We start from the raw sequence: 20,391 nt of genomic DNA on the forward strand, positions 1-20,391 counted from the left end.
CAAATCAAAATATAGCCGGTTGTTCGTCGGCTGGTTATCGGATAAGGAGAAAACATGAACAGAAACAACGAAAAACAGAAGCGTCGCGCCATGCGCATCACGGCAATTTCTTTAAGCCTGCTGGTGGCACTCTCGGCCTGCAACAACACGTCGAAGGAAGAAAAGAAAGGAAACGATACGAGCGAGGGCATGGTCTCCACGATGTCGTCGGACAGTACGGAAAAAACGACAGCAGCGCTTCGCGTGATCGCATCGACGGATGCCATTTATGACTTTACGAAGCTCATCGGCCAAGATCGGGTGGAGGTCGTGGATCTCATAGAAGGTGATGCGGATGCGCACCACTGGGAGCCGACGCCGAAGCTGCTCATGCAGATTAATGAAGCGGATTTATTTCTGCTCAATGGCGCCGGGCTGGAAAGTTGGCTGCCGGATGTACAGGCATCCCTGACGGGAAAGGTCAAAAGCGTCGATCTTTCCGACGGGGTGGCATTGCGTAAAGGGGAAGAGGACCATGATCATGAGGATGCCGATCATGACGATTCCGATCAGGGCGACGCCGACCATGACGATGCCGACCATGACCATCATCACGGCGAATTCGATCCGCATTATTGGCTGAGCCCACAAGCGGCAGCAAGGCAGGCAAAGAATATTTATGATGCCTTAGTAGCGGCAGATCCGGATGGGAAAGAAGTCTACGACACCAATTACAAAGCACTGCAGGATAAGTTTGAGGCGCTGGAACGCGATTATGCGGAAAAGCTCAAACCGTATAGCGGACGGAGTGTTATCGTTCCGCACGAGGCCTTCGGCTATCTCTTTGACGCCTATGGACTCAAGCAAATCGGCCTAGAAGGAATGCTTGCCGATGGACAACCGAGTGCGAAAAAAATTGCAGAAATTGTGGATCTGGCAAAGAAGGAAGGCATTAAGACCGTATTCTATGAAGCATACGGTGATGATAAAGAAGCAGAATCCGTAGCCGCAGAGATCGGTGCGAAGACCGCGCCGTTATATACGTTGGAGGCGGAATCGAAAGATGATCGTGCGAAAGGCGAAAATTACTTCACGTTCATGCAAAAGAACTTGGAGGCCCTTGTCGATTCGTTCGGAGGAAACTAATGCAGGAAGTCTATCGACTGGAACACGTACAATTTGGCTATGAGCAGGAGAGAATCCTGGAAGATGTCACCTTTTGCGTGCATGCAGGGGATTTTGTCGGCATAGTCGGCGCGAACGGAGAAGGGAAGAGCACCCTTCTTCGACTGCTCACGGGCGAGCTTTCTCCCGATGCAGGAAACTTGTTCTTTTTCGGCGAAAAAGGCATACAGAGGAAAGCCATGCATCGCATTGCCTACGTGCCGCAAATGAACACGTCCGGCGGGATGACATTTCCGATCAGCTGTCAGGAGATGGTGTCGCTGGGTTTGACACGCTCCCTTGTACCGCGCTTTTTTTTGAAGGCCTCCGAACGGGAGAAAGTGGCTGCCTCTCTTCGTCATCTGGGGATGCTGGCGTTTACCGACCGTAATTTTCATGACCTTTCCGGAGGACAAAAACAGAGGGTGCTGATTGCCAAAGCGCTCGTGGATCAGCCGGACGTATTGCTTTTTGACGAACCGACAGCGGCCCTGGATCTAGAGAGCAAGGAACAGCTTTATCAAACCCTGGATCACATGAATCATGTACATGGGATTACGATTCTTCTCGTTACGCATGAAATGGATATCGGGAAGGGCTATTGGAATCGACTGGCGTGCGTTTCCCATCATCGGCTGGAGGAGGTGCCTTTATGCTGAACTATGCCTTCATGCAGCGTGCTATGATCATCGGTATTCTGCTCGGCTTTATCATTCCGCTCATGGGCGTGATTGTGGTCAATCGACGCACCTCTACGATCGGCGATGCCTTATCTCATTCGTCATTAGCAGGGATCGGCTTCGGGCTGTTATTGGGCTTATCTCCCTTAGTAGGCTCCATTGTGGTGACCATTCTTGGCGCGTTCGCGATTGAGCTGGTGCGTTATCGTTTCCCGAAAAGCGGGGATCTGGCGACGGCTATGGTCATGTCCATCGGCGTTGGCCTTGCTTCCGTGTTATCGGATGTGGTGCCCACGACGATGAAATTTGAAACGTATCTGTTCGGCTCGATTGTGACGATTCGTCCGGAAGAGATGTGGATCAGCGTCGCGATCAGCTTCGTGGTATTGGTGCTGTTTTTTACGCTGTACTATCCGTTGCTTTATGTAAGCGTAGATGCGCACGGCGCGCGTTTAACCGGTCTTCCCATACGGCGCATGGATAATCTGTTTACGGCTATCTTAGCCATTGCGATTGCGATGGCAGCGCGTACGATCGGGGCGTTAATGGTTTCCTCGCTCATGATTTTACCGGTTGCAACGGCGCTTCTTTTCGCGAAAAGCTATCGGCAGGCTGTGTTTTCCTCCATGGTAAGCGGTGTCATCATGGTAACGTGCGGCTTAACGGCATCCTATTATTTGGGATGGAAACCGGGCGGAACCATTGTTCTTCTCGGTATCGCCGGATTTCTTATCGCGCTCTTGATACAGCGAATGCTTCACTTGCGAGGTCGGGGGAGCCAAGCGATTTCGAAGAGCAATTCCATCGAAGAGGAAGCTTTTTCCTGCGAAGAAAGCCGGCTCTCGGAACACTAATGGAATGGAAAAAAAGTCAATCAAAAAGGCCTCCCCGAATTGGGGAGGCCTATTACATCGGAAAGGAAAAAACTTATTTCACTTGGCTGATCAACGCCTTGAAGTCTTCCGGTTGATGGATGGCCATCTCGGAAAGCATCTTGCGGTTGATGTTGATGTTCTGTTTTTTCAGTCCACTCATAAAGGTTGAATAGTTGGTGCCATTTTCGCGGCAGGCCGCATTAATACGGGCAATCCAGAGTTGGCGGAACTGGCGTTTACGCTGTTTGCGTCCGATGTAGGAATACTGCAGCGATTTGATAACGGCTTGTTTCGCCACGCGATAGAGCTTGGATTTTGCACCGAAATAGCCCTTCGCCTGTTTTAAGACCTTTTTATGTGTTTTCTTGGCGTTTACGCCACCTTTTACACGTGCCATGGTTTGCGCCTCCTTTAACGCGGCAGCATCTTGTCGATGCGCTTCATATCACTTTTGCTTACGACCGTCGACTGACGCAGATGACGGATGCGCTTGCCGGTGTACTTACCGGTCATATGGCTCTTTCCAGAGAAAAAGCGCTTGAGCTGACCGGATCCGGTGCGTTTGAAACGCTTGGCCGAACCGCGATGGGTTTTCATTTTTGCTTTCATGATCGCTCCTTAACTTTCTGTTTTCGGCCCCACCAGCATAACCATGCTGCGGCCTTCCATTTTCGGATTTTGATCCATCTGTCCAACATCCTGCACCAAAGCGAACAGGCGTTCAAGAACTTCACGTCCCTGCTCCGTATGCCCCAATTCGCGGCCGCGAAAGCGAACGCTGATCTTGACCTTATCTCCGGCGTCCAGAATTTCATAGATCTTCTTCGACTTGGTTTCCAGGTCATGATCATCAATACGCGGGCTCAGACGAATTTCTCTGGTTTCGCTGTTCTTCTGATTTTTGCGCTGTTCTTTTTGCTTTTTGAGCGTGTCGTAGCGAAATTTGCCATAGTCCATCAGACGACAGACGGGGGGATTCGCATTCGGCGAAATCAGCACCAAGTCCAAATGTTCTTCTTCCGCCCTTGCGTTGGCATCTTGAATCGATACAATGCCGAGTTGTTCGCCTTCGACGTCAATCAAACGAACCTCTTTTGCGCGTATTTGCTCGTTAATAGCCAGTTCCTTAATAGTGCACCTCCTGTTGAACATAAAAAAAGCGGGCAAAGCCCACTCCAACACGCAAATTCTGCTGAATTTGTCTTCAGAAATAACCGAACAACCGTTGTCGGTCGGTGAGAGTGGGAGCTCTTCTTGATCCGAAGGTAGTATAGCGCACATTCTTCCGTTGGTCAAGCGCTGAATCACGGAGTGCGTTATAATAAATAGCGTGTGTCGGCAAACGGAAAGAAAAACGCTGGCAACCAAGAAGGGAATTATTGTGGATCATTTACAACAGCCAAAAAAAACGATTTTGGATACGCTCAAAGGGAACACGCCGTTGTACTTTCTATTGGGCTATTTAGGGGTCATCTTTCTGGGCATGCTTTTGCTGATGTTGCCAATTTCGGCGCAGGATGGGCAGATCACCGGGATGCCGGACGCCTTGTTTACGGCCACATCCGCCGTGTGTGTGACGGGACTTTCTCCCATTGTTACAGCCGAGCATTGGACGCTGTTCGGACAGATCGTCATAATTCTGCTGATTCAGATCGGTGGACTCGGCATCATGACTTTTGTGGCCATTTTCGGCTTGCTCACCAATCAGCGGTTTTCCATCGCCGATCGCAAGCGATTCATGGAAGAGAAGAATCAGAACGAATTGACGGGCATGGTGCGTCTGATCAAATTTATCATTCTGGCGACCTTCGTCCTGGAAGGTGTGGGGGCGTTCTTTCTTGCCCTACGCTTCGTACCGCAATTTGGTGTAATAAAGGGCTTGTGGTTTTCCGTGTTCCATGCCATTTCTGCCTTCTGTAATGCCGGATTTGACCTCCTGGGGCCGGAGAGCCTCACAGCGTATCAACACGATCCGCTCGTCCTCTTGACGATTGCCACACTTATTATCCTTGCCGGCATCGGCTATACCGTCTATCTGGATTTATGGCGTATGCGCAAGGGAGACCGGTTACATCTGCATTCCAAAATCGTTTTGTCTTCCACGGCAATTTTATTGCTTGGCGGAACGGTTCTCATTTTTCTGATGGAAGCGAATAATCCACAAACGATTGGTGCCCTTTCCTTGCCGGAAAAAGGGTTGAACGCCTTTTTCCAGTCGGTAACGACACGAACAGCCGGATTTTGTACTTTTGCGCAGGATAAAATGACACAGGCAAGCGGATTGGGCAGTATCTTTTTGATGTTTATCGGGGGATCCCCGGCCGGAACAGCAGGAGGCCTCAAAACGACAACCATGGTTGCTTTGCTTTTAGGCTTGTCCAGTGCACTGCGTTCGTCGCGTGATGTGTCGGTTTTTCGAAGGACCATTGCACAGGAGGTGGTGCACAACGCGTTTGTACTCTTCGCATTGGCGACGATCTGGAACATTCTGGTTCTGTTTTTCCTTAGCATCACGGAGAAGGCGATTCCCTTGGGCGGCTTATTGTTTGAAACGATCTCTGCTTTCGGCACCGTCGGTTTGACCCAGAACGTCACTCCACAGCTGAGCGTAACGGGTAAGATGCTCATTGCTCTCACGATGCTGTACGGAAAGCTGGGCCCCTTAACGCTTCTGCACGCGTTGATCCCAAAAGCGCGCGTACAGAACAACCGTTTGGCGCAAGAACACCTTTTAGTAGGATAGGAGAAAAAGATGGAAGGAAAGAAAAAATCCTATGCGGTCATTGGCTGCGGGCGATTCGGCCGCAGCTTAGCGTTGGAATTAACAAAACAGGGCATGGAAGTTCTGGCTGTGGATGCTTCGGCGGAAGTGGTCAATGAACTTGCTGAAGACGTAACCGTCGCCGTTCAGGCGGATGTTACGCAGGACGGGGCGTTGGACGGGATCGGCCTAAAAGATGTGGACGTTGCCGTAATTGCCATGAGCGGCGATTTTGAATCCTCCATCATGGCGGCAACCATCTGTCGGGAAAAGAACATTCCCTTGGTGATTGCCAAAGCGAAGGATTCACGGCATGGCCGCATTTTACATCGCATAGGGGTCATGAAAGTGATCCTTCCGGAACGGGAAGAAGGCATACGTCTGGCGCATCTACTGACGGAAAGTTCCATTTATGAGCATCTGCGGATGTCGGAAGAATATTCGATTGAGGAGTTTCCGGTTCCCGAAACTTGGATCGGCTCCAATTTGAATGATCTGAACATTCGCCAATTGCTCAATATCAGCATTATCGCCATTAAGCGCAACGGAGAGGTGCAGATCAACCCCGGTCCGGAGGATGCCTTTCAACGCAATGATGTATTGTATGGGCTGGGATCAAACGAAGATTTTCAAGGATTGGATAGATGGGTCGCACAACGCCAAAACAAAATCGGTTAGAAAGCGCGCAAAATGCGCGTTATAAGTTTTGGCGATCGCTTCTTTCCACAAAAGGACGGAAAAAAGAACGGTGTTGTCTGGTGGAAAGTCGAAAGCTTGTCGCCGATGTCTTTGATGCGCGGGGGGAAGTCCTCGCGGTTCTGCTCTCCGAGGAGCACAAGGAAGCGTGGAATGCGATGCTTTCCTATCGACGAAAAGCGGAGGAAACGAACCCGGCGGAAATTGTGGAATTGCCTTTCCCCCTTTTCCGAAAGCTCTCCACAATGGAACATCCGGATGGCATTTTAGCGGTGGTTCGCATTCCTGAAGAAAGCCATACAGAGGATGTGGGCTTTCGATGGCTTTTGCTGGATCATCTGCAGGATCCGGGAAATGTGGGGACTCTTTTACGCAGTGCAGAAGCCTTCGGCTTTACGCATATTGCTACGCTTGCTTCGGCCGACGTTTTTAGTCCCAAGTGTCTTCGTGCCGCAATGGGTTCCACCTTTCGCCTGACGGTAACCAGCGTAAAGGAAGGCACTTTTTCCGCTTGGAAAGAGCAATTGGCTCTGCCGCTCTACGGAGCGGACCTGCAAGGCGAATCGGTCCATACTTGTCCTTGGCCGGCGCACTTTATTTTAGCGGTAGGAAATGAGGGAAACGGTATTTCCCGGGAAGTGCGAAAGGAGCTTGACCATCCCATCACGATTCCCATGCAGGGGGAGGGGGAATCGCTGAATGCCGCCGTTTCGGGATCGGTGATCATGGCGATGGCACAACCGAGGATGGCCAAAACAGCCGAAACAAACCCGCCAACAGGGCGTAATAAATAGAAACGTTCGACAGAGCGCAGAATAGGAAGTGAGGAAATGATGTTAGAAAAACTGGAGACCCTTCGTGAAGAAGCGCTACAGCGCATTCAAGAGGCTTCTTCCGCAGAAGAACTGGAACAACAACGCGTGGCATATTTGGGAAAGAAAAGCCCGCTTATGGAGTTGCTGAAGAATCTGCGCACCTTGGAACCGGAAGAGCGTCGCGCCGTCGGCCAACGTGCCAACGAGATCAAGCAGGAGTTTCATGAGGCGATTCGCGTACGAAAAGAAGATCTGATGGACGAAGCGAGCGTGGTGGAACATCCTCTGGACTTTACCCGTCCGGGAACGATTCCTTCTCTCGGTGGATTGCATCCGAGCATCCAGATGATGTACGACCTTAACGATGCCTTCCAGTCCATGGGGTTTGTGTTGTTTAGCGAAGACGAAATCTCCAGTGAAAAATACATCTTTGACAATCTGAATTTTCCGCCGAATCATCCGGCACGCGAATCCATGGATACCTATTGGCTCGCCGGAACGGAACAGAAGCACGGCGCGGAACGGCTGGCACTGCGCCCGCATTTGACCGGGGCTTCGGTGCGCTATTTGTTGAAACATGGTGCGCCGGCTCGTTTCATTTATCCCGGCAGCGTATTTCGCAACGAAACGACCGATGCCCGTCACGAACGTGCGTTCATGCAGTACGAGGCACTTATTGTCGAGAAGGACTTTTCCTTCGCGTCCGGAAAATTGCTCATTGATACCATTCTCGAAAAGGTCTTCGGCCATCCCGTGCGTACGAGAATGCGCGCCGGCTTTTTCCCTTTTGTGGAACCGGGCTTTGAAATCGATATGGAGTGTCAAGTTTGTCATGGAGAAGGCTGTCGGACGTGTCATCATTCGGGTTGGATTGAAGTCATGCCGGGTGGATCGCCGCATCCCAACGTGCTGAAGGCCGCGGGATTGGATCCCACGATCTGGTCGGGCTTCTACATTAATATCGGCCTAGACCGGCTTGTGATGATGCGCTATGCGGTGGACGATGTGCGCTTATTCCACAGCAATGATTTGCGTTTCTTGAAGCAGTTCCATTAAGGAGAAAGACATGAAACTTTCCTATAATTTACTGAAACAGTACGTCGCACTTCCGGAAGATCTTACCATGGAGCAGCTCGCCTATGATTTGACCATGCGCACCGTGGAGGTGGAGGGGACGACGGATTTGGCGAAGCGGTATGAACGCATCGTCGTGGGCAAAATTAAAACGGTCTCTCCGCACCCGGATGCGGATCGCCTGCGCGTGGTGCAGGTGGATCTCGGCGAAGAGGGCACTCGGCAGATCGTCTGTGGCGGCGACAACCTCATTGAAGAACACTACGTGATCGTTACGCTTCCCGGTTCTTTCGCCGTTTGGCATGGGGAAGGCGAGCCGGTCGAGATTAAAGAGGCAAAGCTGCGCGGCATGGATTCGTACGGCATGATCGCCGGCGCAGGGGAGATCGGTCTGGAAACTCTTTTTCCTACGAATGATGTGCATCATATCGTCGATCTGACGGAAGAAGGCATCGATAAGAAAGTTACGCTTGCGCCGGGCATGCCGATTGCCGAGGCCCTGGGCCTGAACGATCAGATTTTAGAGATTGAAAACAAATCCATCACCAATCGTCCCGATTTATGGGGACACTATGGCATTGCGCGTGAGCTTTCCGCCATTTATCATGCCGAACTGACGCCGATGGATGAAGTGGAGAAGGTCGATGTGCCGGCCTATCCGCTCCAATTGGTGAATCCCGAGCTTTGCGGACGCATGCTCGCCGCACAGTACACCGGGGTGGACAGTCGAAAAGCGCCGCTCTGGATGCGGGTATTGCTCATGAAATGCGAAATTCGCCCCATCAATGCGTTAGTCGATATGACCAATTACGTCATGATGGTCTACGGGCAGCCGACGCATGCCTACGATGCCGATCATATTGAGGGCGGACTGCTTGCCCGTCGTGCGGAAGAGGGGGAAGCGCTGGAGCTTCTGGATGGAAAACAGCTCACGCTCAGTACGGAAGATCTGGTCATTGCGGATCATAAGAAGGCCTTGGGGCTGGCAGGCGCCATGGGCGGTAAGCACGACTCCATTTCTACGCAAACGCGTGAAACGGTTTTGGAAATCGCAAATTTCAAGCCGGAAACCATACGAAAGACGGCGCAGAGGTTCGGTATTCGCACGGAAGCCTCATCGCGCAATGAAAAGGGCATTGATGCCCAACGCATGGATCCCACCTTCGGCCTTTGGCAGAAGCTCATGCGTGACATTTTCCCGGAGGCGCGTCTTGTTGCCTTTGCAGAGCAACAGAAACGAATGACGGAAAAAGCCGAAGTACACGTTACTTGCGAATGGCTTTCCCGACGGTTGGGTCGGTCGCTTTCCGTGGAAGAGATTACGAAAATGCTGGAACCGCTCGGTTTTACGGTTTCCTGCGTTGCTACAAAAAATGAAAAGGAGCAGGAGCTACTCGTGACCGCGCCGACATGGCGCTCAACCGGTGACATTTCTCTTCCGGATGACATTCTGGAAGAAGTGGCGCGCATGATCGGTTATGAAAACTTTACGCTGATTCCTCCCCAAGTGACACTCACGGGAGCGCTGCATCAGCCGCAAATGGACTTGGAGCGCAGGATTCGGGAAACGCTCGCATATTCTTTCGGCTTTCAGGAAATTCTTTCCTATCCCTGGGTAAAAGACGAATACGCCGAGCTTTGCGGTATTACGTCGCAGGAAATGCTTCGTCTGGAACAGCCGCCGGCGCCGAATCAGGCGACCTTACGCACGTCGCATGTGCCCAATGTTATCGAGGCGATAGTGAAGAACGTGCGCTTCTATGATGCGTTCCGTCTATTTGAACTGGGCCAAGTCTATACCGTCGGTGCCCAAAGTCCCTCCTCCCCGGATGAAGTGTTGCCGGCCATGCATCGCGAATTGGTCGGTGCCGTGGTGGGCAATAACCCGCAAGAACTGTTTTACACGGTAAAAGGGGTTCTGGAGGCACTCGGCCAAGCGGTGCAGACCGATACGTTCACCTTTACACGCGAAGAACGCCCTTATTGGGCGGATCGCGAAGCCTGGTTGACGATTATGGTTCGCGGAAAGGCCGTCGGTGTAATGGGGCTTCTTTCCACACGTACCAAGGCTCGCGCCGACATTAAATATCAGGATGCATGTCTCTTTGTCGTCAATATGGAAAAACTGAAGGCCTTTGATTCGCGCACCAATACGTTTACAGCGCTTCCGCAATATCCGCATGTTTTCCAGGATCTCTCGCTTCTGGTTCGTGAAGAGACCACATGGAAACAAATGGAAGAAGCCATCGGCGATCGCGCCGTGTCCATTGCCTTTGTGGATGAATATCGCGGAAAGCAGATTCCCGAAGGGCATAAATCGGTCACATTGCGTGTGGAATTAGCCTCGGATGCGGGTACGCTTACGGCAGAAGAGATCCATGCGCGCATGAAGGAAATCCGTGATGTGCTGGCCGATGCCGGCGCCACATTACGAGCACAGTAGGAAGAAGATTGGTATCGAGAGGAAAAGAGAAGGAGGTTGTCATGGCATCACGCAATCGAATGGAAGTCAAGATTTTCGGACAAAGTTATGTGTTACACAGTGCGCGCGACGAGGCGGAAATGCGTAAAGTGGTCTCTCTGGCAACCAAAGCGATCCAGGATTCCGCTTCTCCACAGACGCGTTACAACAATACGATGCAAGCGACCTTGGCCTGTATGAATTTAGCCGATGCCTGTCTGCAAGCGCAAGCGGAAGTGGAAGCGGCGCATGCCGAGGTGAAAAAGGCGCAGGAGCAAGCGGAAAAGGCACAAGCAGAAGCAAATCAATGCCTTGAAAAGAATCATGCTTTAATGGCGGAGATACAGCAGCTCAAAAAGACGATCGGCAGTCGTCCCACGCGACCCAAGGCAAAGGGAAGTGCCGGGATGGATCAATGAGCCGACCGGAAATTCTTGCCCCTGCGGGCAATCAGGAGATGGTTCGTGCCGCTTTTGCTGCCGGGTGCGATGCCATTTACGTGGGTGCAAAGCGCTTCGGTGCACGCGCCTATTCGGAAAATTTTGAAGTGGACGAACTGATTGCGCTCATCGCAGAAGCGCATCGCCGTGGTGTTCGCGTGTTTCTCACAGCCAATACGCTCATCATGGAACAAGAAATGGATGACGTACTTGCTTTATTGCATCCGCTTGCTGATGCCGGGCTGGATGCTGCCATTTTGCAGGATCTCGGTTTAATGTCCCGACTGAAACGGGAGATTCCGAATCTGGAACGCCACGCCTCGACGCAGATGTCCGTGACGTCATTGGATGGCGCATTGGCATTGCAAGGCCTTGGCTATACCCGTGTAGTTCTCGGTCGGGAGACAAGTATAGAGGAAGTGGAACGCATCGTGCAGCAAACCGATTTGGAAGTGGAAGTGTTTGCACATGGATCGCTTTGCATGTCGGTTTCGGGACAATGCTATTTGAGCGCCTTTTCCGGCGGGCGAAGTGGAAATCGCGGTGCTTGTGCGCAGCCCTGCCGAAAGACGTACACGTTGCAACGTCCGAATGGTCAAATCCTCGGTGCCGAAAACACCTATCTCAGTCCGCGCGATCTGATGACGCTTGACCGTGTAGCGGAATTTTCACGCATCGGCGTGCATTCGTTAAAAATCGAAGGACGCATGAAAAAGCCGGAGTATGTCTTTGCTGCGGTATCGGCCTATCGAAATGCTCTTCTAAAGCAACCCTATGATGCAAAAGGACTGCAACGGATGACGAACCGTCCGTTTACGGAGGGCCTGATGTTTCATGCCTTCGGAACGGACATGGCGTTTGATCGGAAACAATCCGGAGGCGAATGCATCGGAACCATTGATGTACAGGACGACGGTCAGCGCTATGTGTTTACGAAAGAATCTTTAGTAGCGGGGGATATGCTCATGCTGCAGGGGAAACGCGGCACGTTTCCCTATACGGTTTCCGAGGATTACCCGGCGGGAAGCAAGCTGCTGTTTCCGATGCGCGATATTCCCCGGAACTCGTCCGTTCTTCTGGTGTATACCGAAACGGTGCGAAAAAAATTGCAGGAAGCGTTAGCGGAGGAGAGGGAAAAGGATGAGCGAATGCCGCTTACGCTTTCGGTTTCGATTGCGCCGGAAAAGCCTCTTCACGTGATCGCCCGAAGCGGACGGGAAGAGATCGTATGGGAGGGGGCGGTGGTTTCGCCTGCACGTTCGCACGCTCTGGACCGCGAAACGGTGGAACGTGCCTTTCGCAAGGTGGGAAATACGGCGTTTAAGTTGGAGAAGCTCATGGTCTCGTTGGAAGACGGAGCCTTTGTACCGGTCAGCCAATTAAATGCGGCACGACGCGATGCATTGAATACCTTGTCCCATGCGTTGAGTCGTTCGACTTTACGCGAGAGGCCGACGACTGCAAATGGGACGCCTGCAAGCGACTTCTACTCGAAAGAAAACTCGCAACGCATGGAAGAGCAAACATCCGTCCTCGGTGCGTATCCTTCCCAAGAGAAAACCCGAGCGACTAAAATACCGCGCATTCTTTTGGAAACGGATCGCGATCCGGACGCTTTCTCCGGCGTGTTGGAGAACGTGGATCGCGTGTTGCTTTCGGATCTGACCCATGCCCGGGTTTGGCGAGATGTGGGAATTTCGGTCGATTGGGCATTTCCGCTTTTACAGGAGAGCGACGCGGCGCTTTGCTGCTGGGAAGAGGCCCGTGCTCTATCGCATCCTTTTGATGGTATTACCGTGCGCACCCTTAACGAATTGGGACATGTTTTGCGGGCCATGAAGAATTTGCCACATCCCATATCGATCGCCCTGGGGTTCGGTTTCAATTTACGCAATAGCGACGCGTTTTCAGAAGTCTCCCGGTGGGCAAGAGAGATTCCCATCGTTCGCACGGCGATCTCTGTCGAATGCACAAAAGAGGAAGCCTTTTCTTTTCCTTCCTCTGCATTGGAGGCGGAAATGCTCTATTTCGGCCCGGCCCCCGGCATGCTTTTGCGACAATGTCCCTGTGCTTTGCTGAAGGGATGTCATGATGAGCAGCATTGCAAAACCTGTACATTTCGGCAGGATGTGCTTCTTGTCGATTCGTATGGCAAACGGCCGATGGTGCGGAGAAAAGGGTATACAGAACTGCTTTCCCCGACACGAATCGATTTACGCAAGGATACGACGCTGCTTTCCCGGATCAAGCCTTCCTGGCTCCGCGTAGTGGATGTCGGGCAAGAGACCTACGAGGTACTAAAAACGGTAAGGAGAAGTCATGCAGGAGAGCGTATTAAAAACGCTGGAATACGATAAGATACTGACGCTTGTTGCGCAACATGCGCAATCCGCTGTTGGACGCGATCGCGTACTGGCTTTGCGTCCTTCGACAGAGCGCGAGACGGTATTGCGCACGCAGGAAGAAACGGCGGATGCCGTGCGGCTCTTGTTGGCCTTTGGCAATCCTCCGCTTTTCGGCATCTATCCGATTCGTGCTTCGCTCAAACGTGCCGCGCTGGGTGGCGTACTGTCTATGCGGGATTTGCTGCACATTGCCGATGCGCTTCGTGTTTCAAGGGAATTGCAACGCTATGTTTCGGAAGCGGAAGAAGGCGTCATCGTGCGCACCATTCAGAGCCTTTTCTTGCAGGATGGTCTCGAACGGGCGATTTCGGATGCCATCGTAACAGAGGACACGATGGCCGATACCGCTTCGCGTACGCTGTATACCATCCGGCAAAAATTGCGGACAAAAAATGACCAAATTAAGATACGTCTCAATGAGATTTTGGCGCACGCCGCACAGGCGGGATATCTCAATGAAAATTTAATTACGATGCGCGACGGACGGTATGTTTTGCCCGTAAAGGCGGCCAATCGCAATCAGGTGAAGGGCGTTGTCCACGATTCCTCCGGCAGCGGACAGACCGCATTTGTGGAACCGTTGGCCATCGTCGAGCTGAACAATGAAATTCGCTCGCTGGAAGGCGAGGAAGAGGAGGAAATTCAGCGCATCTTAGCGGATCTTTCGCAGGAGGTGGCCGAATTTCAAGAGGAATTGGGTGCAAACGAAGAGATCCTGATTCACATGGATTTCACCTTCGCCAAGGCGCAGTATGCACTGGCGACCGGCTGCTCCCAACCGACCTTTTCCACCGATCGCTCTCTTTCTCTGCAGCAGGCGCGACATCCCTTGCTTGGGAAAAATGTCGTGCCCATCGATATTCGCCTCGGCAAGGACTATACGACGCTCATCATTACCGGGCCGAATACGGGCGGCAAGACCGTTACGCTCAAAACCCTCGGTCTGTTACAGGCCATGGCGCAATCCGGCCTGCAAATACCGGCACGTGCGCCGTCTGTTGTAGGCATCTTTTCGTCCATTTATGCCGATATCGGCGACAAGCAGTCCATTGAGCAGAGCTTGTCTACGTTCTCGGCTTCGATGACCAATATTGTCCATATTTTAGCCTCCGCAGATCGTGATGCCCTCTTGCTGTTTGACGAGCTGGGCTCGGGAACGGATCCCACCGAAGGCGCGGCCATGGCTATGGCGATTCTCAAGCAACTGCGCGATCAGGATATTCGTACCGTGGCGACCACGCATTATGCGGAATTAAAATTGTTTGCCATCCAGGAAGAAGGCGTACAAAATGCGTCTGTGGAATTTGATGTCGAGACGCTTTCTCCGACGTATCGTTTGGTGATCGGCTTGCCGGGAAGATCTAATGCCTTTGAGATTTCCAGGCGCCTCGGCCTGTCGGAGAACATCCTTCGGGAAGCGGAGAGTTATTTGGATCATGGCACCATTCGCTTCGAGAATGTGTTGGCGGACATTGAAAAAAGTCGACAGGCCTCGGAAGAAGAGCGCCTGCAGATTCGCCGAGAACGGGAAGCCTATCAGCAAAAATTGCTTCATATGAAACAGGAGCTGGAACAGGCGCAGCAGACGTACGAGAGACAAATGCAAAATGCGGAACAAAAAGCGCACGATATCATAAACGAGGCGCGGGAAACGGCACAGAATATGCTCCGCGATGCCAAAGATGCGCTAAAAGGAGAGCGCCCGGCGCTGGATCGTGCGTATAATAAAGTACAGGAATCGGCCAAGGCATTTGAGAAGAAACATCAAAAGGTTAAAGCGGATGCCTATCGTCCGGGTCCTCAGAACCTGCAGATGGGCGAGAGCGTGAAGATTCTTTCGCTTAACCAAACCGGCATTCTGGTCGAGGGGCCGGATCGCAATGGCGATGTAAAAGTGCAGATGGGCATTCTTACTGTCAGCTCCAATGTACGAGATCTTGCGCGCGTATCGGAACCCGACCGGATTGTGGCGCCTAAAGCCCCGTCCTCTTTTGTCTCCGTCAATACGGCGAAGGATTCGTTACCGTATTTGGACCTGCGTGGCGAGCGGTTTGATGATGCCATGCATGCGGTGGATAAGTATTTAGATGATTGTGTGCTGGCGGGGTACAATAAAGTACGGATCATCCATGGAAAGGGAACCGGTGCCCTTCGCAAGGGCATTCAGGAACGATTAAAACGCGACCGTCGGGTCGTATCCTTCGCCTTTGCGGATGTCCGGGAAGGCGGTACGGGAGCCACGGATGTGGTATTGAAATAGGAGGAATGATGGAAGACATCAAAAACGTCTATTCGACATTTTGGGAAGATTTAAAGGTGCTAATTAAGGCTTTTCCGGTCTTGCTGTTGGCAGCTTTGGCGTATGCTGTGGCGCAAAAATTGCTTACGCCGGTCATGGCTGTTACCGGCGTTTTGGCCGGCGGATTTCTTGCCTGGCTTCTTGAAATGATCATAAGAACGCATTTGGCAACGATCATGACCACCCTTTTTGCACGTGAAACGTTGAGACCCAACGATCTTTTTCAGTTGGATGGGGCGTTTTTTCCGCCCTTGACACAGGCGTATTTCCTGCTCTTCGTGGTCGAGCTTTTCGCTTCCCGCGTGCTTTCTCCTCTTCTTCCTGCGCACTTGCTTTTACTTCTGGGCCTGGTTTGGAAAGTATTTACAGCGCCGCTTTTTGAAGTGGTTTATCTTGCCCATGAGCCCTCTGCACGCGTATTTTCCGCGATGCTGGAGTTTTGGCGGGATAACTGGCAACCGCTTTTTCTCTACAGCGTGGTATGCGCCGGGTTAACGCTGCTCTTCTATCCGGCGATGTTTTCCATGGCGGGTTTTACCTTCTACGGCATTGGAGCGGTCGTGTTACAGGCAGTTCTTTATTCATCCTATGCGCTGACAAAAGGAATCTTATTCCGTATCCTGTATTTTTCTACGCCGCGCTCCCGCGCGTTTCATCATCAATTTGACCGGAAGCGCTCCTAATGCATTCCATGCACTGATAGAAAAAGAGAGGGAAAAACGATGAGCCATCACGATTGCCAATGTAGACACGATCATCCGGACCATGCGGAACAGGACCATAACGGCCATGAAAATTGCTGTTGTCATGACCATGACACGGAACATCATCACGACTCGCAGGGAGCATGCTGCGATTCGCACAATACCGAAGAAACAACGGACATTGAGGCCTATTTTCGAGCGAAAAACACAAGAGTTGCCTTTATTGAATTAAAAGAACAGGCGTCCTCTGCTCCTTCATCGCTTCTGGGCGTGCCGATTCCCATTCGTCTGCGCGATTTTCTGGAAGGCGTAGAAGAAGCATTCGATCAGGAAATTCCCATGCGAGCGATTTTAAGCGGGATGGTGTGGATGCTCGCCATTGATCCCGAATTTCGCTATGTTTCCGTGTACCGCCAATTTTTGCAGGAAGCGCTCAAGGATCCCGTTGGGTATGCGCTCCATTTAGGAATGGGACACGTTAAACAGGCCTATGCCCTGAAGGACGAAATCGATCAGGATGCGCATTTCCACGAAAACGCACCGCACCCGGATGAGCGGGATCAAAAAGTGAACGAAGAATGGGAAGCAGCTCTTTTGTCTTTTCGTGGGGCGTATCTGCTCAATCCCGACGAACCGGTTGCCGCCGTGCAATATGCTCGACTGCTTTGGCAAAGTGCCCCGCAGTCCGCCTTTCTTGTCGAAGCCAATCATCTGCTCGAAGAGGTGCTTCGTAAAGAGGAAGACGATGTTGCTGCCAATACGGCCTTGGGCGAGTTACAGGAACATATGGGCCGCTATTTGAAAGCAACTGCCTACTATTCGCATGCGCTGGCGCACTGTGAGCACGAAACCATGAAAGAAGAATTGCGACAGAGCATCACGCGCATTGCACCCGATGCGGCGATGGAGAATGCCATCTACTATTTGCGCCGCGCCGATTACGATCGCGCCCGCGAAGCCCTGATGAAGGCGAAGGCCGAGAGCAAGCGATACGACGCAGATTACTATCTCGGCGTGGTGTATCAGAATACAGGCAATTTTGCAGCAGCCGAACAAGCCTTTCGTACGGCACTGGACGAAGGCGGGAATTTAGAAGATATCTATAACGGTCTGGTGTATGCGCTCAATGCACAAAATAAAGTGGAGGAAGCCATCGCTGCTGCGTCGGAAGGCTTAGAAGCCCATCCGGATGCGCTTCGCCTGCTGTTCAACCGTGCGGTGCTCTACGTAGATCAAGGAGAAAGGAAAAAAGCACAGGAAGATATCGATGAGATCCTTTCCTATGATGACCTTTCGGACGAATTATTCAATGAAGTGATGCGCCTGCGCGAACAGCTTTCCGCTCAGTAGCGAACCAGCATTTCCGCCAATTCGTCGACGTTTCCGCAACCGGTGGTCAGGATAATATCGTCTTTCGATACGCGATCCTTTAGATATTCGCATACATCGGAAAAGGTCTCTTGAAAAACAGCCTTATCGCCATGGGCATAAATGCGCTCCACAAGATCTTCCCCGGTGACTTCACCGGTATCTACCTCGCGTGCAACCTGAATGGCAGTAATGACGGATTCATCCGCATCCCCGAAGGCTTTTGCAAAATCATCCATAAGCGTCTTAGTGCGCGAAATGGTGTAGGGCTGGAAAACGCACCACAGCTTCTTCGTTTTATGCTCTGCCAACGCGTGCAGTGTCGCGCGAATTTCGACGGGATGATGGCCGTAATCGGTGAGCACCCGTGCGCCGCGAAAATCTCCCACGTATTCCATGCGGCGATGCAGCGGACGGTATTCTTCTATTCCTTGCTTGATAATGCGTCGATCCACGTGCGTCACGTCGCAGGCGATGATGGAAGCGACCGCGTTATAAATGTTGAAGCGCCCGATAATGCCCAGCTGATAGTGCTCGCTTGTGCCATCCGGAAAACGCAGCGTAAATGCCGGATGTCCGACGGGATCAAAGGTGACATCCGTCACATAATAATCCGCATCGGTTGTATTGATGCCATAAGTAATCGCTCTTCCATGAACATGAGAAGGAAGCGTGATGGAATGGGGATCGTCCGCGTTGATGATGGCTACGCCATCGGGGCGAATATTTTCCATATAGCCTTCAAAGGCATTGACGATATCATCCATATCCTTGTAATAATCCAGATGATCTTCATCCAAATTTAGAACAATAGCGATTTGCGGATAGTAATAGCGAATGTTGCCCTTATATTCACAGGCCTCGGCCAGGAAGAACGGGCCATCCCCGGAAAGAACATTTCCGCCGATATCATCCAATGTTCCGCCCAACAAAATGGTGGGCGATTCATCGGTGCGAATAAGGATGTCCGAAATCATGGACGTGGTGGTAGATTTGCCATGGGAACCGGAAACGGCGATGGAAGAAGGAAAATTTTGCATTAAAGCGCCTAAAAACTGTCCACGCGTCACACAGGGCTTGCGCGTCGCAATCGCGGCCTGCAGCTCCGGATTGGTGGGAAGGATGGCGTCCGTGTAGACAAAAAATTCTTGATTGGTGATATTTTCGGCTTTTTGTCCGATCATAACAGGGATGCCCACCGATTCCAGATGGCGGACATACTTGTTTTCGCGAATATCTGATCCGGTGACGGTGAACCCTTTGTCATGCAGAAGCTCCGCAATGCCGGACATGCTGACACCACCGATGCCGATAAAATGGACTTTTTTTATTTTTGTTGGCTGCAAAGTAAATTGAAACATGTTTCCTCCTCACGATCACTCAAGTCGGTATTATACCATAGAAGAGAACGCGAGAAGAGAACGCACGTCGGTTGGTTTCCGGGCGAGCTTTGTGTATAATAATTTTGATTTTACAGGGATCCATAAGGAGAAAACATGCCTTCTATTTTGATTTTATCTTCACCCTTTTTGAATGCGCATCGCGCGCAGGAAGAGGAAACGCGAATACTGGGTCATCCGATTCGCGAATTGGTTATGCAAGCTGCAGCAGGTCCGTCCTGGACGATTCTTCAGGACGGACTTGACGCGTGTCAGGGCGATCTCCTCGTCCTCCACGAAGCGGCAGCGGGACTGGATGAGACGATGCTGTATCGGTTCTACAGTGATGAACAGCGCGTGTTGACGGATTATGACGGACATCCGGCGGCGGTTACGGTGAGCGAGGAGGAACGCAAACTGCTGCAAGATGCCTTCGCTAACGACTTTGACACCTTTTTTGAGGAATGGATGGATGTTGCGAAGCCGGACGAGGCGGATCCCGTGGTGGATGAACTTTTCCTCGACATTCCGGTTGTGAATTCCTTTTTGACATTGCAGTTGGCCGAAAAGCATCTGGCGCAAAAGATTTGTTATGCCTGGATGGAAAAAGGCGTGCGCATTGATGAGCCAACCCTTACACGCATTTCCCCTGAGGCAGAGATCAGTAAGGGCACATGGATTCGCGGTACGGTTCGTATTATGGGCAAAACCGTTATCGGGGAGCATTGCCTCATCACGGAAGGATCGGAAATCATCGATTCCACAATTGGCGACGAAGTGACGATTCGTTCTTCCGTCATTGAGGAATCGGTTATGAAAAAAGGTTCCAATATCGGTCCGTTCTCGCATCTGCGCCCCCATGCGGTCATCGGGGAGCACGTGCACATCGGTAATTTCGTGGAGGTCAAGAAGGCTACCCTCGGTGAAGGCACGAAGGCGGGACATCTTGCCTATATCGGTGACGCCGAAGTCGGAAAAGACGTCAACATTTCCTGCGGAGTTATTTTCTGCAATTATGACGGAAAAAACAAACATAAAGCCATCGTCGGCGACCACGTTTTTATCGGCTCCAACGCGAATTTGGTTGCGCCGGTGGAATTGGAAGACGAAAGCTTTATCGCTGCCGGATCGACCATTACAAAGCCCGTGGACAAAGGCGCTTTGGCGGTGGAGAGGGCGGAACAGCGCAGTATTCCGGGCTATGTGGCCCGACGGAAAGAGAAAGGGCTGTTGTAAGATATTCGTATCGCGTGGGGGACTCGAAGCGGCTTCGATAAAACCGCGCAGGCCG

At 51.8% G+C, this 20,391-nt stretch carries 18 protein-coding genes; 14 read left to right on the forward strand and 4 right to left on the reverse strand.

The genetic code is table 11. The features are described 5' to 3' along the window. Window positions 1-54: 54 nt before the first annotated feature. The 3 genes from FXY30_RS04390 to FXY30_RS04400 are packed head-to-tail and all read left to right on the forward strand — an operon-like array spanning window position 55 to window position 2,677. A complete protein-coding gene (locus FXY30_RS04390) occupies window positions 55-1,125 on the forward strand; it encodes a metal ABC transporter substrate-binding protein (RefSeq protein ID WP_083428206.1) in 1,071 nt (356 codons plus the stop codon). After that, window positions 1,125-1,802, forward strand: a complete 678-nt coding sequence (locus FXY30_RS04395) for a metal ABC transporter ATP-binding protein (RefSeq protein WP_071705483.1) — start codon at window positions 1,125-1,127, stop codon at window positions 1,800-1,802. The genes FXY30_RS04390 and FXY30_RS04395 overlap by 1 nt, the downstream gene beginning before the upstream one ends. Continuing rightward, window positions 1,796-2,677: a metal ABC transporter permease gene (locus tag FXY30_RS04400; RefSeq protein ID WP_071705484.1), complete on the forward strand. Its 882-nt coding sequence runs from the start codon at window positions 1,796-1,798 to the stop codon at window positions 2,675-2,677. Before FXY30_RS04395 ends, FXY30_RS04400 begins: the two co-directional genes overlap by 7 nt. A gap of 73 nt (window positions 2,678-2,750) precedes the next feature. Here the strand turns inward: FXY30_RS04400 and rplT are convergent, their stop codons facing one another. Genes rplT through infC form a run of 3 tightly spaced genes read right to left on the reverse strand, consistent with a single transcriptional unit; the run spans window position 2,751 to window position 3,850 of the window. After that, window positions 2,751-3,095 carry a 50S ribosomal protein L20 gene (gene rplT / locus FXY30_RS04405; protein ID WP_071705485.1) on the reverse strand — a complete coding sequence of 115 codons (345 nt, stop codon included), beginning with the start codon at window positions 3,093-3,095 and terminating at the stop codon, window positions 2,751-2,753. Between the two features lie 14 nt (window positions 3,096-3,109). Continuing rightward, window positions 3,110-3,307 carry a 50S ribosomal protein L35 gene (gene rpmI / locus FXY30_RS04410; protein ID WP_019189787.1) on the reverse strand — a complete coding sequence of 66 codons (198 nt, stop codon included), beginning with the start codon at window positions 3,305-3,307 and terminating at the stop codon, window positions 3,110-3,112. A gap of 9 nt (window positions 3,308-3,316) precedes the next feature. Then, window positions 3,317-3,850, reverse strand: a complete 534-nt coding sequence (infC, locus tag FXY30_RS04415; protein ID WP_071706109.1) for a translation initiation factor IF-3 — start codon at window positions 3,848-3,850, stop codon at window positions 3,317-3,319. A gap of 229 nt (window positions 3,851-4,079) precedes the next feature. On the opposite strand from infC, the gene FXY30_RS04420 reads away from it, so the two are divergent. Genes FXY30_RS04420 through FXY30_RS04465 form a run of 10 tightly spaced genes read left to right on the forward strand, consistent with a single transcriptional unit; the run spans window position 4,080 to window position 17,703 of the window. Further along, on the forward strand, window positions 4,080-5,441 hold the full coding sequence (locus tag FXY30_RS04420) for a TrkH family potassium uptake protein (protein ID WP_197675353.1): 1,362 nt from the start codon (window positions 4,080-4,082) through the stop codon (window positions 5,439-5,441). A 9-nt stretch (window positions 5,442-5,450) separates the two neighbouring features. Further along, window positions 5,451-6,137 carry a potassium channel family protein gene (locus FXY30_RS04425; RefSeq protein ID WP_071705486.1) on the forward strand — a complete coding sequence of 229 codons (687 nt, stop codon included), beginning with the start codon at window positions 5,451-5,453 and terminating at the stop codon, window positions 6,135-6,137. Then, window positions 6,104-6,949 (forward strand): TrmH family RNA methyltransferase, encoded by an 846-nt coding sequence (locus FXY30_RS04430; RefSeq protein WP_071705487.1) that lies wholly within the window; start codon window positions 6,104-6,106, stop codon window positions 6,947-6,949. Before FXY30_RS04425 ends, FXY30_RS04430 begins: the two co-directional genes overlap by 34 nt. 36 nt (window positions 6,950-6,985) lie before the next feature. Further along, complete coding sequence (locus FXY30_RS04435; protein ID WP_197675354.1) at window positions 6,986-8,026, forward strand: phenylalanine--tRNA ligase subunit alpha; 1,041 nt, start codon at window positions 6,986-6,988, stop codon at window positions 8,024-8,026. Window positions 8,027-8,036: 10 nt separating this feature from the next. Continuing rightward, on the forward strand, window positions 8,037-10,487 hold the full coding sequence (gene pheT / locus FXY30_RS04440) for a phenylalanine--tRNA ligase subunit beta (RefSeq protein ID WP_071705489.1): 2,451 nt from the start codon (window positions 8,037-8,039) through the stop codon (window positions 10,485-10,487). 41 nt (window positions 10,488-10,528) lie between these two features. Further along, window positions 10,529-10,924 carry a cell division protein ZapA gene (locus tag FXY30_RS04445; protein ID WP_071705490.1) on the forward strand — a complete coding sequence of 132 codons (396 nt, stop codon included), beginning with the start codon at window positions 10,529-10,531 and terminating at the stop codon, window positions 10,922-10,924. Then, window positions 10,921-13,302 carry a peptidase U32 family protein gene (locus tag FXY30_RS04450; protein WP_147659380.1) on the forward strand — a complete coding sequence of 794 codons (2,382 nt, stop codon included), beginning with the start codon at window positions 10,921-10,923 and terminating at the stop codon, window positions 13,300-13,302. Before FXY30_RS04445 ends, FXY30_RS04450 begins: the two co-directional genes overlap by 4 nt. Then, window positions 13,265-15,610: an endonuclease MutS2 gene (locus FXY30_RS04455; RefSeq protein ID WP_071705491.1), complete on the forward strand. Its 2,346-nt coding sequence runs from the start codon at window positions 13,265-13,267 to the stop codon at window positions 15,608-15,610. Before FXY30_RS04450 ends, FXY30_RS04455 begins: the two co-directional genes overlap by 38 nt. A gap of 8 nt (window positions 15,611-15,618) precedes the next feature. Beyond that, a complete protein-coding gene (locus FXY30_RS04460; protein ID WP_071705492.1) occupies window positions 15,619-16,332 on the forward strand; it encodes a hypothetical protein in 714 nt (237 codons plus the stop codon). A 39-nt stretch (window positions 16,333-16,371) separates the two neighbouring features. Beyond that, window positions 16,372-17,703 carry a tetratricopeptide repeat protein gene (locus FXY30_RS04465; protein ID WP_071705493.1) on the forward strand — a complete coding sequence of 444 codons (1,332 nt, stop codon included), beginning with the start codon at window positions 16,372-16,374 and terminating at the stop codon, window positions 17,701-17,703. Here FXY30_RS04465 and murC read toward each other — a convergent pair. Continuing rightward, complete coding sequence (murC, locus tag FXY30_RS04470) at window positions 17,697-19,082, reverse strand: UDP-N-acetylmuramate--L-alanine ligase (RefSeq protein ID WP_071705494.1); 1,386 nt, start codon at window positions 19,080-19,082, stop codon at window positions 17,697-17,699. The genes FXY30_RS04465 and murC overlap by 7 nt on opposite strands. A gap of 135 nt (window positions 19,083-19,217) precedes the next feature. Between murC and FXY30_RS04475 the strand changes: the two genes are divergently transcribed. Then, window positions 19,218-20,336 carry a DapH/DapD/GlmU-related protein gene (locus tag FXY30_RS04475; RefSeq protein WP_071705495.1) on the forward strand — a complete coding sequence of 373 codons (1,119 nt, stop codon included), beginning with the start codon at window positions 19,218-19,220 and terminating at the stop codon, window positions 20,334-20,336. Window positions 20,337-20,391: the final 55 nt, after the last annotated feature.

It is taken from the genome of Murdochiella vaginalis, from assembly GCF_902381775.1.
GTDB classification, from domain to species: Bacteria; Bacillota; Clostridia; order Tissierellales; family Peptoniphilaceae; genus Murdochiella; species Murdochiella vaginalis.

What these genes read in the sequence shown, in the direction of transcription:
- FXY30_RS04390 (WP_083428206.1), top strand. Translation starts at nt 55, where the DNA reads ATGAACAGAAACAACGAAAAACAGAAGCGTCGCGCCATGCGCATCACG.
- FXY30_RS04395 (WP_071705483.1), top strand. Translation starts at nt 1,125, where the DNA reads ATGCAGGAAGTCTATCGACTGGAACACGTACAATTTGGCTATGAGCAG.
- FXY30_RS04400 (WP_071705484.1), top strand. Translation starts at nt 1,796, where the DNA reads ATGCTGAACTATGCCTTCATGCAGCGTGCTATGATCATCGGTATTCTG.
- rplT (WP_071705485.1), bottom strand. Translation starts at nt 3,095, where the DNA reads ATGGCACGTGTAAAAGGTGGCGTAAACGCCAAGAAAACACATAAAAAG.
- rpmI (WP_019189787.1), bottom strand. Translation starts at nt 3,307, where the DNA reads ATGAAAGCAAAAATGAAAACCCATCGCGGTTCGGCCAAGCGTTTCAAA.
- infC (WP_071706109.1), bottom strand. Translation starts at nt 3,850, where the DNA reads ATGTTCAACAGGAGGTGCACTATTAAGGAACTGGCTATTAACGAGCAA.
- FXY30_RS04425 (WP_071705486.1), top strand. Translation starts at nt 5,451, where the DNA reads ATGGAAGGAAAGAAAAAATCCTATGCGGTCATTGGCTGCGGGCGATTC.
- FXY30_RS04430 (WP_071705487.1), top strand. Translation starts at nt 6,104, where the DNA reads ATGGGTCGCACAACGCCAAAACAAAATCGGTTAGAAAGCGCGCAAAAT.
- FXY30_RS04435 (WP_197675354.1), top strand. Translation starts at nt 6,986, where the DNA reads ATGATGTTAGAAAAACTGGAGACCCTTCGTGAAGAAGCGCTACAGCGC.
- pheT (WP_071705489.1), top strand. Translation starts at nt 8,037, where the DNA reads ATGAAACTTTCCTATAATTTACTGAAACAGTACGTCGCACTTCCGGAA.
- FXY30_RS04445 (WP_071705490.1), top strand. Translation starts at nt 10,529, where the DNA reads ATGGCATCACGCAATCGAATGGAAGTCAAGATTTTCGGACAAAGTTAT.
- FXY30_RS04450 (WP_147659380.1), top strand. Translation starts at nt 10,921, where the DNA reads ATGAGCCGACCGGAAATTCTTGCCCCTGCGGGCAATCAGGAGATGGTT.
- FXY30_RS04455 (WP_071705491.1), top strand. Translation starts at nt 13,265, where the DNA reads ATGCAGGAGAGCGTATTAAAAACGCTGGAATACGATAAGATACTGACG.
- FXY30_RS04460 (WP_071705492.1), top strand. Translation starts at nt 15,619, where the DNA reads ATGGAAGACATCAAAAACGTCTATTCGACATTTTGGGAAGATTTAAAG.
- FXY30_RS04465 (WP_071705493.1), top strand. Translation starts at nt 16,372, where the DNA reads ATGAGCCATCACGATTGCCAATGTAGACACGATCATCCGGACCATGCG.
- murC (WP_071705494.1), bottom strand. Translation starts at nt 19,082, where the DNA reads ATGTTTCAATTTACTTTGCAGCCAACAAAAATAAAAAAAGTCCATTTT.
- FXY30_RS04475 (WP_071705495.1), top strand. Translation starts at nt 19,218, where the DNA reads ATGCCTTCTATTTTGATTTTATCTTCACCCTTTTTGAATGCGCATCGC.